The sequence below is a fragment of the Ehrlichia chaffeensis str. Arkansas genome, from assembly GCF_000013145.1.
GTDB lineage: Bacteria > Pseudomonadota > Alphaproteobacteria > Rickettsiales > Anaplasmataceae > Ehrlichia > Ehrlichia chaffeensis.
In genome coordinates, this window is the sequence record NC_007799.1 from 119645 (window position 1) to 132152 (window position 12508).

Sequence of the window (12508 nt, forward strand, 5' to 3'; positions counted from 1 at the left end):
TATATGGGTATTGAAGACGTTGTATTTTTTATAATATCTTGGTGGGTTGTTTTATTTTTAATACTGCCTATAAAAGTTGAGGTATCTGATAGTCCAGTAATTGGTACTGCAAGTAGTGCTCCGGTAAAATCTTATTTACTTGTTAAATCAATAATTGCAACTGTGACATCAATGTTACTTACTGGATTATATATTTATTTGAAAATTAAAGGTTACATAGATTTTGAACGTATATATGATCTTGTTACTTTTGTATAGAAAGGTTATTAATCAATTTACACTGTAACTTTTAGTTTATATGTGTCTAAGTTGAGGAGTTATTTGAGTGTGTGGTGAGTTGTTATTCAGTTAAAAGTAAAATTGGTATATTTTGATGGTATATAATATACCCATTATTTATGGACTTATAGAATATTTACAAGTACTGGAGTATCGTTATTAAGTGAAAAATTATTGATGTGTTGTTGGTATAATTGTTTACAAAGTAGCACTATTATATTGTTTATTAAGATATAAAATACTTGACTGGTGTTGTTATAATGGTATAACATTTTGCTGTTTTATGTTTCCTTTAAAAGCATATGATTCAATATAGAGGTGGCTATATAGCATCTTGTTATGCTCAAGCATTATTTAGTGTGTCAAGTAATGTGAACTCTATTTGTAAAAATGCAGAGTTTGTCGTTAGTGTTCTTGAGAATTGTAATGATATTTCTTTATTTTTATCTAATCCTAGGGTGTCAAGGGAAGATAAAGTAAAGCTTGTTGAAGTAATAGGGGATTATATTGATTCTATATTAGTCAAGTTTATTATGGTTGTTATTGAAAATAATAGAGGAAATATATTGCTGCAGATTTTGAATACCTTTCTTGATTTAGTAAAAAAACATAATAGGGAAGTTAGTATCTCTGTTACTTCATGTGCTGTATTAACAAAGCAAGAAGAAGAAGGTATATGTGATGCATTATTTGAGAAATATGGAAAAGTTGTCAGTATAACAAACAATATAGATCCTAGTATTTTAGGTGGTTTTATTATTAGGGTGAATTTTGACGTAATAGATGTATCTTTAAATAGTTATTTACAAAGTTTGCGAGAACTTAGTAAAATGGCTATACGTAGTAGTATAAGTGAATAGTAGGGTACGGTAATGAATAATACTATATCTCCAGGTGAGGTGTTAAAAGTTATTAAGGAGCGTATTGAGAATTTTGATAACCAAGTAAAGTCTGATAGTGTTGGTGAAGTGATATCTATTAAAGATGGTATAGCTTTAATATATGGCTTAGAAAAAGCAAAATTTGGAGAAGTAGTAGTTTTTGCTAACGGTATTACAGGTATAGTATTAGGGTTAGATTGTGATACTGCTAGTGTTGTTGTATTTGGTGATGAAAGAAGTGTTGGGGAAGGTGATACTGCAAAATGTACAGGAAAATTGATGGATGTTCCTGTTGGGTTGGAGTTGCTAGGAAGGGTAGTTGATGCATTAGGTAATCCTATTGATGGAGCTGGCAGCATTGATAGTAAAACTAGGTTGCCAGTGGAGATTAAGGCTCCAGGTATTATCGCTAGACAATCCGTTACTGAGCCTCTGCAGACTGGTATTAAAATTATAGATATGTTAATACCAATAGGACGTGGGCAACGTGAGTTAATTATAGGTGATAGAAAGACAGGGAAGACTGCAATAGCAATTGATACTATCATTAATCAGAAAGCACATAATGATGTAGTGTCAGAAAAGGAAAAAGTTTACTGTATTTATGTTGCAATAGGACAAAAGAATTCTTCTGTTGCAAGAATAGTTGATAAATTACGTGTAAGTGGAGCTTTAGAATACACAATTGTTGTTGCTGCTGGGGCTTCAGATACTGTATCGTTCCAATATCTTGCGCCATATGCTGCTTGTGCAATGGGAGAATTTTTTAGGGATAATGGAATGCACTGCTTGATTGTATATGATGATCTGTCAAAACATGCTGTTGCTTATAGACAAATGTCCTTGTTGTTAAGACGTCCTCCAGGTCGTGAAGCATATCCTGGTGATGTATTTTTCTTACATTCTCGATTGTTAGAAAGAGCAGCTAAAATGTCTGACAAAGAAGGAGGTGGTTCATTAACTGCTTTACCAATAATTGAAACACAAGCTGGTGATGTATCTGCGTATGTTCCAACTAATGTTATTTCAATTACTGATGGTCAGATTTTCCTTGAATCTGAAATTTTTTATAAAGGTTTACGTCCGGCTGTAAATGTTGGGTTATCTGTTTCAAGGGTAGGTTCTGCTGCACAAACTAAATCGGTAAAAAAAGTTGCTGGTTCTGTAAAGTTGAGTTTAGCACAATATAGAGAGTTAGAAGATTTTGCAAAATTTGGGTCTGATATTGATGTGCATTCTCAGAAGGTATTAGATAGAGGTAGAAGGATGATGGAATTGTTGAAACAAAAACAATATTCTCCATTATCTGTGCCGGAGCAAGTTGCTGTGATATTTGCTGGTACAAGTGGTTGTTTGGATGGTGTTAGTGTAAGTGATATCAGTAGATTTGAAGAAATGCTCCTTAAAGAGCTTAATGAAAATTATCCAGATGTTTTAAGTAGTATATTGAATAATTTTACTGATGATGTAAAAGACTTATTATTAGAAATTATAGGTAAGGTTACTTCTAATTTTGAATAGTTCTGTATTATGTAGGTATGACTTATGAATGACTATATGAATGCGAGATTTCCTATTACAAAAAATGGGTTTGCAAAACTTGAGTTAGAGCTAGAGTCATTGAAACATGAAAGGCCTAAAATTATAAAATCTATTTCTGAGGCGCGAGAGTTGGGGGATTTATCTGAAAATGCAGAGTATCATGCTGCTCGTGAAAGACAAGGGTTAGTAGAAAGTAAAATAATGGAGTTAGAATCGAAAAAATCTAGAGCAGAAGTTATAGATGTTTCAAATTTATCTGGGGACACTGTTATGTTTGGGGCAACTGTAACTATGTCTATATATGATGAACAGACTGGTAATACTGATGAAGTAGTGTACCAGATTGTTGGTGAGTATGAAGCTGATATTTCTAAACAAATGATTTCAATAAAATCTCCTTTAGTTGTATCATTATTAGGGAAAAAAGAAGGTGATGTTGTAGAAGTTAAAACTCCAAAGGGTGATTATAGAATATATAAAATTATAAAAATTGAATTTATATAAAAGAAGGTTATAGGGTTAATGGGTATTATTGTATCAGAAAATTCGAGTTTTATCTCTCCTGTAGAGCATATTATTGAAGATTCTAAACAAGGTAAAATGTTTATTTTGATTGATGATGAACAAAGGGAAAATGAAGGTGATTTGGTAGTTTTAGCAGAAAAGGTAACAAGTGGTGTAATTAACTTTATGATAACTCATGGTAGTGGTATTGTGTGTTTATCTATTACAGAAGATTTAATGCATAAATTGGGGTTGGAGTTTATACCAAAGAGGCATGTTAATTGTAATAGTGCGTCTTTTGCAACTTCTATAGATGCTCGTTATGGTATTACAACTGGTGTTTCTGCTCATGATAGAGCCCATACTATACTTACAGTTGTTAATAAAAATGTTACAGAGGATGATTTTGTAACACCGGGGCATATTTTTCCTATTGTATCTAAAAAAGGTGGAGTGTTAGAGAGATCTGGTCATACAGAAGCGAGTGTTGAAATTGCAAGAATTGCAGGGTTAGCTCCAGTAGCTGTAGTATGTGAGTTGATGAATCCTGATGGAACAATGTCAAGGATGCCTGATATTATAGAGTTTTCCCAGCGTTATAACATTAAAGTTACTAGTATAGATAAACTTATTCAATATGTAAAAGCAAACTAGTGTATGTTGGGAGTGCAATTTTTCTGTGGATATCGTAGTTGAGAATCGTAAAGTAAGGTTTAATTATTTTATTATTCAGGAATTTGATGCTGGTATTGTATTAATTGGTAGTGAAGTCAAGTCTTTACGCCAGAGAAAAGTCAGCATAGCTGAGGCATATGTTACTGAGCGGAATATGGAATTGTGGCTATGTAATTTACATATTTCAGAATATAATCAGGCAAGTACTAGAAATCATAATCCTACCAGACCTAGGAAGTTACTATTGCGGAAAAAGCAAATATATAAAATATCTGGAAATATAAAGAATGATGGCTTTACTGTTGTACCATTGTGTTTATATTTTAATGATAAGGGGATAGCAAAAGTTAAGGTTGTTATTGTAAAAGGTAAAAAGTTGCATGATAAGAGAGAGACAATAAAAACTAGAGATTGGAATAGAGAAAAAAGTCGTATACTACGTGGCGGAAACTAATCTGATATAGAGAAAATAGTTTATAGACTTAACTTTGTTGTGATACAGAGTTTGGTTTAAAGTAGATATATCAATACATATTTATTGTAAAGCATTCTCCTATTACTTTGCAAAAATAGGAGGTGGTAATGTTTCAGCTTTATAAAGTTCACTGGTTAGTAAATTCTACTTAAACTAGAAATTTTTCTTCATTTTTGTTGTAAAGTATTCTCCTGTTACTTACAAAAATAGGAGAGATGTGATAATGTTTCAACTTTATAAAATTTACTGGTTAGTGAATTCTAATGAAACTAGAAATTTTTCTTCATTTGTATCAATTACTGGTTGAGTAGTGTACACTATATGTTCAGCATTGCAGACAGCTTTTAAGTCATTTTCTAGTGAAGTAGGAAAGTTACAGCCTTGACTATTTATGATTAGCTTATCTATTTTATATTTTACTGATAATTGGGCATTGGCTTTTATTTTACGTACTTGGTTAAGAATTTCTATAAAATCTTCTCCTAATAGCTCATCTGATGCATTGTATAGACTTATATTTGCAATAGGCCAGTTATTGTGGCTATGAATTGAATTTTTGTTGTTATAAAGTGTATTGTATATTTCTTCTGTGATATATGGCATAAAAGGTGCTAACATTTTGAGTAACTCTCTTAATATAAAGGATAGAGTGTGTACTGCACTTAAGTGTTCCTGTTTACTTGTAGATTCTCCATATGCTCTTTTTTTAGACAATTCAAGATAGTTATCGCAAAAATCTTTCCAGAAAAAAGATTCTATGTAGTTAAGTGCTATACAATACTCAAAAGAATTGAAACTTTCTGTTGCTTTGATGATAACTTTATATAGTTTTGAAAGTATCCACTTATCCATTGTTTCTGTTACGTGTTGTAAATCTATTTCTGAATATTGACCAATAAACATTGAAACAAATTTACTTGCATTCCAAAGTTTAGTAGTAAACCTTTTGCCTAATTTGAGAACGTCATTGGAAAATGTGGTATCTGCTCCTAATTTGGAGTTTGCAGCCCAATAACGTACTACATCTGCACCATATTCTTCTAACAATTTATTTGGAGTTAGTGTATTTCCCTTTGATTTACTCATCTTTGTTTTATCTTCTGCAAGGCACCACCCGCTGATCATAATGTTTTTCCATGGAATATCATTATTATGGTAATAGGCCTGTAGAATAGTATAAAATGCCCAAGACCTTATGATTTCATGACTTTGAGCTCGTAAGTCAGCATGAGTTGTAGATATATTATGGAATTGAGTGGACAATGAACTAGTAGCCCAGGTATCCATTACATCGGTATCTGCTTCCACTTCTGTGTCTTGGTATCCTTCCGGTAAATCGTTAATTGGATCTACTGGTAATTTGTTGATATCAGGTAAGATAATTTCACCATCTGCTTTTTTAGAATACCAAACTGGAAATGGTACGCCAAAATATCTTTGACGTGATATACACCAATCCCAATTTAAGCCTTCTATCCAAATTTCTATTTGTTTACGCATAGATTTTGGATACCAGTTGATTTTTTGTACTTGTTTCAATAATTCCTGCTTTATTTCTACTACTTTGATAAACCATTGATGACTTAATAGTATTTCGATAGGTGCTCCTGACCTTTCTGCACATTTTACATTGTGAATAATTTCCTGTTTATGCTTTAGTAAATTGTTTTGATCTAATATTTCAAGAATTAATGCTCTAGCTTTTGTTATTGGTAGCCCATGTAATTGGTTACATACACTTTTTCCTTGAGTGGTATCACTACTTAGATTGAATATAGTGCCTGATTTGCTAATAATGATTTTAGTATCTAAATTGTGTTTGTTCCACCAGTATACATCCATTTCGTCTCCAAATGTACAGCACATTACAAGACCAGTCCCTTTATCTATTTTTACTTGATCATCTGGTAATATTTTTACTCTGTTGCCAAATATTGGCACTATCGCATTTTGCCCAAGGAGATGCTGATATCTTGTATCTGAAGGATTAAAAAATACAGCAACGCAAGCTGGCATAAGTTCTGGACGAGTTGTTGCAATGTTGATTGGTATTCCTGCTTCTGTAGAAAATGTTATTGTATTCATGAACGATGATATCTCATTTTCTTCAACTTCAGCACGTGCTATAGCTGTTTTATCAATGCAATCCCAGAATATAGGTTGTAGTTTTCTGTATAATTTTCCTTTATTGTATAAATTTATAAATGATGTTTGAGATATCTTTTGTATATTTTTGCTAATTGTGTGATATTCTAGATCCCAGTCGTAGCTAATTCCAATAGATTGAAAAAGTTGTTTAAATTGTATTCTGAATTCATTTGATACTTGTGTACATATTGTATTGAATTCTTTGCGACTCATATCTGTTGCACGTATTTTTTTTGTTTTTTCTACTAACCTTTCTGTGGGTAAACCGTTATCGTCAAATCCTATAGGATAAAATACATCTTTTCCAAGCATGCGCTGATATCTTGCAATAAAATCTGTATGACAATAGCTAAAGACATGCCCAATATGTAGTTGTCCAGATATTGTTGGAGGGGGAGTGTCAATTATAAACTGATTATTTCCAGAGTTTTTCCATTTATATAGTTTTGTTATATTCCAGTGTGTGTTGTATTTTGTTTCTATATTTTTAAATTGATATTTGTTATTAAAAATAGACTGCATTGTAAAATATTCTGCTTACCTTTTCCTGCTCAAGTATAGAGAATTGCAATTGTTGAAACAATGATAATTTTATTAATATACTACGTAATCTATATTTGTTGATATGAACCTATATTCAAAGATGTTGTTTGTCATTTTACTGAGGTGATTTTTGTATTTTCTTATCTAAAGTTGGTACGTTTTTAATGTGTTGTTGATGCTAATGTTATTATATTGTGTATAAGAAGAACGCCTTGGGCTATATTTTATAATATACCTTGAAATATTTATTTACTATAATTGTTTTCTGACATAATATCAATTATTGGTTCTCTATAAAGCTACACTTTGCAAGTTTTAATTAAAGCCTTATAATAGATAATTCTTATTTTTTGAATATTATTAAGAAGTTATAATGGTTAGTTTAATAGAGCTCCCGCTTTTAATGGCGTGTGTATTTTCAGTAGTTTATCCATTTGTTGTTAATATATCTTTCTGTTGGTCGAAAGTACTGACAATGTTGATATTTATACTGACAAGTTCTGCTGTTGGATTGTTGTTGTATATACACATTGTTGATGATTTTTCATTTTGTAATGTATACTATAATTCACATACGACTAAACACTTATTGTATAAAATATTTGGTATTTGGGGTAATTATGAAGGTTCTATTCTATTGTGGGTGTGGATAATAAGTCTATATAGTTTATTATTAGAGATTTTACTTGATAAAGATGATTTCAAAAGAATATCCATTTCAATACAACATGTAATTAACTTTGGATTCTTGTTATTTACCTTGGTAGCATCTAATCCTTTTATGAAGATGCCTACTGTTGAATATGAAGGATTGGGCTTTAATCCTATATTACAGGATACAGGGTTAATGGTGCATCCTCCTATTTTATATTTAGGATATGTAGGATTTAGTGTAGTATTCTCACTTGCTGTAGCTGGGATAATTCTCCAAAAAGATAGTGTAGAATGGGCAATGATTATAAATAAATGGGCTCTAGTTGCATGGTCTTTTTTGACTTTAGGAATAGGATTAGGTAGTTGGTGGGCATATCGAGAATTAGGTTGGGGAGGATTTTGGTTTTGGGATCCAGTTGAGAATGTATCACTTATGCCATGGTTACTGGGTACAGCTTTAATTCATTTACTGCCTTTAGTGAGAAAATTTAACCTGTTCTATAATTCTGCAGTTTTATTATCAATTTGTTCGTTTGTAATGAGTCTAATTGGTACATTTTTAGTAAGGTCTGGTGTTTTGGTATCTGTTCATACTTTTGCTAATGATCCAGAACATGGATTCTATATATTAATGTTAATTGGAATAATAATTAGTAGTGGAATAATAAGTTTTATTTGTTTTACGAAGAAAACTCAGAAAAGAGAATATGATTTTTTATTGTTATCGAAAGTTACAATGTTGTTGTTCAACAATGTTCTACTGTTAACAGCATTTGCTATAGTGTTTATTGGTACTATATATCCTGTTATATTAGAGTTTATCACTGGAGATGTTATTGCTGTAGGAGCTCCATATTATAATACTCTATTTAATTATTTGATATTCTGTACTTTAATATTAATGATAATTACTTTAGGATTGGATGAGGAAAGAAATAAAATTTTAATAAAGAATTTCAAGTTTTCTGGATTTGTAGTTTTATTGATTTTTCCTTTCATGATAGATAATAATTTTTTTATTGTTTTAATACTTTTATTATCAGTTTTTTTATTTTTATCAGTGTTGGAAGCATACTATAGAAAAATAAAAATATTTACAGTGTCATTTTCTGAAACTATAAAATTGGCTAAATCTTGCTCTAAAAAATATTATTCTATGCTAATAGCACATATGGGTGTTGCTGTATTTATGTTTGGAATCATTGGTTCTATTGTATGGGGTGAAACCTATGAACTTTATATGAAGGACAATAGTTTGATTAATGTAAAAAACTTTCAAGTTGTTTTATCTGGATTATCTTTTGTAAAAAATAAAAATTACGATGCTATTCGTGGAAGATTTTTAATAGTAAAATCTGGTGAAGTGTTGGGTAAAGTATTTCCTGAAAATAGGTTCTATGTAGTTGAGGGAGTAAGAAATGCTGAAAGTGCTATATATCGACATTGGCTATCTGATATTTATATTGTAATTGGTGATATAGATAAGGTGAAAGGTATAGCAGTAAAAGTGTATTATAAACCTTATATAAATTTAATATGGATGGGATTTTTGTTAGTAGCATTTGGTGGCGTTATAGGATTGTTATCTAGTCATATTATTACAAAGAAATCTTTAGTACTTGAAACATCAAAAACCAATGGTGCTTCTTGTACATGAAAAATATGGAGTGACGTGTTGTAAGTATGGAAGTTCAAGTATATCACCAAATCTGCCGTTATTCAAAGCAGAATTGTGTTAAATATTACATAGAATCAAAGTGTTGTTATTACATGCTATCTATGTTGCTGTAAGTAAGGTAATATTATTCTTCTATAACTGCAAGAGCTTGATGTTGACATAGTTGATTTTTAAGTTTGTGATGATATATAAAAAACAATTTTTATTCTAAATTGATATAGCAAGTGTATACCAAATTTTTGTAATAATGCAAATTGATAATGTGTATTTATTGTGGAATAACAATTGCATGATCACTTTTTATAGGCAGAATTAGGTTGACATTCTAAGTAATAAAAGTATGGAGGAGTATGAGCAAGTTTATAATTTTGCCTGATAGAAGTATTATAGTCTTCTATGGACAAGATGTTAAGCAATTACTTAATCAAACTACAACGAATAATGTTTTAAATTTAAGTCAAAATAAAGCTATTTATTCTTTGCTTTTGAGTCCTAGTGGTAGATATATTTATGACTTCTTTATTGTGCAATATGGTAAATATGTATTGTTAGATTGCTGTAGTACAGAAAAAGAGGAAATTATACAAAAGTTTTTGTCGTATAAATTACAATTAAAAATAGTAATTAAGGAAAAAAAACACTATAAAGTTGGTGTGTTTATTGGGGATCAGTATGATAGGAATGAGTGTGGATATACTTATTGTCAAGGTGATACTATATTCTTTCAAGATCCTAGGTTATCTAAATTAGGTTTACGTGTTATGTTTAATGAATCCCAAAAAGTATTTAGTAACATAGAATATGATGTTGGAAAATATGAAGATTATGAAATATTGAGAATTAATAATACTGTTCCAGATTGTAGAAAAGATATGATAAAAGGAACCTCATTTCCTTTGCAGTTCAGGATGGCACAATTCCATGCGATTGATTTCAATAAAGGTTGTTATATAGGGCAAGAAACTGTAGCACGTATGTATCGTGCTGGAGTGAAGAAAAATATATATACTATAATTTCTGAACATCAGTCTTTTTGTGATACGAAAGTTATGTGTGCTCAGCAGGAAATAGGTAGATTATTGTCTAATGTTGGTAATATAGGATTATGTTTGTTGGATATTAGTTCAGAGCATGATTTTTGCAATTTAAAAATTGGTGGTGCTAAAGTTAAAATACTACTTAATTAATATAGGTCTTTATCTAATTTCTTTTTACTTAAGATGTATAACTTTCGAATTATCCTGTTGCAGTGTGAATAACTTTTATTTTTTAGGCTATTCTATGATTCTGTTCTAAGTAAATATGCTAGTTACTGATTACTGAATTTTTTGTTATAGAAATTTCTTATGTATAAGTTAACTGTAATTTTTATAGGAAATGTTATATTTATTTTACTATAGAAGTGAGCTGGTTTTGTAAGATTATTCTCCTATAAGAATGTGTATATAGTGTAGATCACTTTTATCTTTCAACATCTTTTATGTTAGGGCGGTAATTTTCATTCAAAATATGATAACTTTATAAGTAAAGAGTTATTTATTATGGTTTTACGACAATAGTACATGTGTTTGACTGTTGAAGACTGTAAACTTTATTTTTCAATATCACACTTATTCTATTTTTCCTATTGGATAATCCCCAGTAAAACAGGCATCACAGTATTGAGGTATACTATTATTACGTTTTGTGTTGCATATTGCCTTGTAGAGACCATCTATACTTAAAAAGTGTAGACTATCGCAACCAAGAGCATTTTTGATCTCTAACTGTGATAACCTGTTAGCTATTAATTTTGATTCTTCTGGAGTGTCTATTCCATAAAAGCAAGAATTTATAGTTGGTGGGCTAGAAATTCTTAAATGTATTTGTTGAACTCCTGCTTTGTGTAGTAGTGTTATTATACTTTTTAGTGTTGTGCCTCTAACTAGGCTATCATCTATTAAAACTATTACCTTGTCTTTTAGTATGGAAGAATTAGCATTGTGTTTTAACTTCACTCCCATACTACGAATGTGATCGTTGGGTTGGATAAAAGTTCTTCCAATATAATGGTTCCTAATAATGCCAAATTCAAAAGGTATTTTTGTGTATTCTGCGAACCCCAATGCAGCTGGTACTCCCGAATCTGGTACTGGTACTATCATGTGTGTATCTTTTGGAATAGGATTTTCTATTGCTAATTCTTTACCTATGTTTTTGCGTATTTCATATATAGACTTATTGTCTATTATACTATCTGGTCGTGCAAAATATACGTATTCAAAAATACAAAAACTTGATTTTTGTTTTTTAAATGGAAAAGAACTTGTTAAAGTGTTACCTTGGTCAATTGTGATGAATTCTCCTGGTAATACATCTCTTATAAATTGGGCTCCAACTATATCTAGAGCACAAGTTTCTGAAGCTACAATATATGAATTATCTAACATACCTAATACTAGTGGTCTAATTCCAGCTGGATCGCGACAACATATTATAGTACCGTTTATTAATATAACTAAAGAATATGCGCCCTTAATGGTTTTTAATGCATTAATAACATTGTCCAAGAGAGTATTCTCAGTATTAATAGCAATTAGGTGAGCAATGACTTCTGTATCGATATCTGATGAAAATATACATCCCCTTTCAGTAAGTGATTTTCTTATTTGTGCTGCATTAGTGAGGTTACCATTGTGTGCTATTGCTAATTTCCCAAATTTACAATCTAAGGTTATTGGTTGAACACCAACTTTACTTCCACTTGTAGAATAACGTATATGTCCAATTGCAGTGTTTCCTAGTAAAGAGTCTATTTTTGATTGTTGATTGAATATGCTGTTGACTTGTTCATTTGAATAGTGAAAATGAAGTTTGTTATCTTCTGACGTTACTATGCCAAATGATTCTTGGCCTCTATGTTGAAGTGCATGTAGCCCTAGGATGCAATTAATAGCAGCACAATTATTATTTTGTATGGCAAATACTCCGCATTCTTCATATATTTCATTAAACTGCATAGTTAGTCGAGAATAGAACTATTAGCTAATATTCTAGCATAGAAATACAGAAATTTTAATAAATTATCTGTGATTATTATGCTTGTCATAGTATTGTTATATAAGTAGTAAAATTTTTAGGATATAAAGA

The 12508-nt window shown here is 30.6% G+C and carries 10 protein-coding genes; 8 read left to right on the plus strand and 2 right to left on the minus strand.

Annotated elements, in window-relative coordinates; genetic code table 11:
- The first annotated feature begins 3 nt into the window (after positions 1-3).
- The 6 genes from ECH_RS00535 (at position 4) to smpB (ending at position 4335) form a co-directional block, all read left to right on the plus strand.
- Positions 4-258 (plus strand): DUF1467 family protein, encoded by a 255-nt coding sequence (locus ECH_RS00535; RefSeq protein WP_006010112.1) that lies wholly within the window; start codon positions 4-6, stop codon positions 256-258.
- 323 nt (positions 259-581) lie between these two features.
- Positions 582-1139, plus strand: a complete 558-nt coding sequence (gene atpH / locus ECH_RS00540) for an ATP synthase F1 subunit delta (RefSeq protein WP_011452419.1) — start codon at positions 582-584, stop codon at positions 1137-1139.
- Between the two features lie 12 nt (positions 1140-1151).
- Positions 1152-2681, plus strand: a complete 1530-nt coding sequence (atpA, locus tag ECH_RS00545) for a F0F1 ATP synthase subunit alpha (protein ID WP_006010102.1) — start codon at positions 1152-1154, stop codon at positions 2679-2681.
- Positions 2682-2705: 24 nt separating this feature from the next.
- Positions 2706-3206, plus strand: a complete 501-nt coding sequence (gene greA, locus ECH_RS00550; RefSeq protein ID WP_006010100.1) for a transcription elongation factor GreA — start codon at positions 2706-2708, stop codon at positions 3204-3206.
- 18 nt (positions 3207-3224) lie between these two features.
- Positions 3225-3860 carry a 3,4-dihydroxy-2-butanone-4-phosphate synthase gene (gene ribB, locus ECH_RS00555; RefSeq protein ID WP_011452421.1) on the plus strand — a complete coding sequence of 212 codons (636 nt, stop codon included), beginning with the start codon at positions 3225-3227 and terminating at the stop codon, positions 3858-3860.
- A 25-nt stretch (positions 3861-3885) separates the two neighbouring features.
- Positions 3886-4335 carry an SsrA-binding protein SmpB gene (smpB, locus tag ECH_RS00560; RefSeq protein WP_011452422.1) on the plus strand — a complete coding sequence of 150 codons (450 nt, stop codon included), beginning with the start codon at positions 3886-3888 and terminating at the stop codon, positions 4333-4335.
- 264 nt (positions 4336-4599) lie between these two features.
- Here the strand turns inward: smpB and ECH_RS00565 are convergent, their stop codons facing one another.
- Positions 4600-7026 carry a valine--tRNA ligase gene (locus ECH_RS00565; RefSeq protein WP_011452423.1) on the minus strand — a complete coding sequence of 809 codons (2427 nt, stop codon included), beginning with the start codon at positions 7024-7026 and terminating at the stop codon, positions 4600-4602.
- 394 nt (positions 7027-7420) lie between these two features.
- Between ECH_RS00565 and ECH_RS00570 the strand changes: the two genes are divergently transcribed.
- Positions 7421-9358 (plus strand): heme lyase CcmF/NrfE family subunit, encoded by a 1938-nt coding sequence (locus tag ECH_RS00570; protein ID WP_006010093.1) that lies wholly within the window; start codon positions 7421-7423, stop codon positions 9356-9358.
- A 371-nt stretch (positions 9359-9729) separates the two neighbouring features.
- On the plus strand, positions 9730-10566 hold the full coding sequence (locus tag ECH_RS00575) for a YgfZ/GcvT domain-containing protein (protein WP_006010091.1): 837 nt from the start codon (positions 9730-9732) through the stop codon (positions 10564-10566).
- A 423-nt stretch (positions 10567-10989) separates the two neighbouring features.
- Here ECH_RS00575 and purF read toward each other — a convergent pair whose 3' ends face one another.
- Positions 10990-12378, minus strand: coding sequence for an amidophosphoribosyltransferase (gene purF / locus ECH_RS00580; RefSeq protein WP_011452424.1), 1389 nt, complete (start codon positions 12376-12378; stop codon positions 10990-10992).
- Positions 12379-12508 lie beyond the last annotated feature (130 nt).

What these genes read in the sequence shown, in the direction of transcription:
- ECH_RS00535 (WP_006010112.1), top strand. Translation starts at nt 4, where the DNA reads ATGGGTATTGAAGACGTTGTATTTTTTATAATATCTTGGTGGGTTGTT.
- atpH (WP_011452419.1), top strand. Translation starts at nt 582, where the DNA reads ATGATTCAATATAGAGGTGGCTATATAGCATCTTGTTATGCTCAAGCA.
- atpA (WP_006010102.1), top strand. Translation starts at nt 1,152, where the DNA reads ATGAATAATACTATATCTCCAGGTGAGGTGTTAAAAGTTATTAAGGAG.
- greA (WP_006010100.1), top strand. Translation starts at nt 2,706, where the DNA reads ATGAATGACTATATGAATGCGAGATTTCCTATTACAAAAAATGGGTTT.
- ribB (WP_011452421.1), top strand. Translation starts at nt 3,225, where the DNA reads ATGGGTATTATTGTATCAGAAAATTCGAGTTTTATCTCTCCTGTAGAG.
- ECH_RS00565 (WP_011452423.1), bottom strand. Translation starts at nt 7,026, where the DNA reads ATGCAGTCTATTTTTAATAACAAATATCAATTTAAAAATATAGAAACA.
- ECH_RS00570 (WP_006010093.1), top strand. Translation starts at nt 7,421, where the DNA reads ATGGTTAGTTTAATAGAGCTCCCGCTTTTAATGGCGTGTGTATTTTCA.
- ECH_RS00575 (WP_006010091.1), top strand. Translation starts at nt 9,730, where the DNA reads ATGAGCAAGTTTATAATTTTGCCTGATAGAAGTATTATAGTCTTCTAT.
- purF (WP_011452424.1), bottom strand. Translation starts at nt 12,378, where the DNA reads ATGCAGTTTAATGAAATATATGAAGAATGCGGAGTATTTGCCATACAA.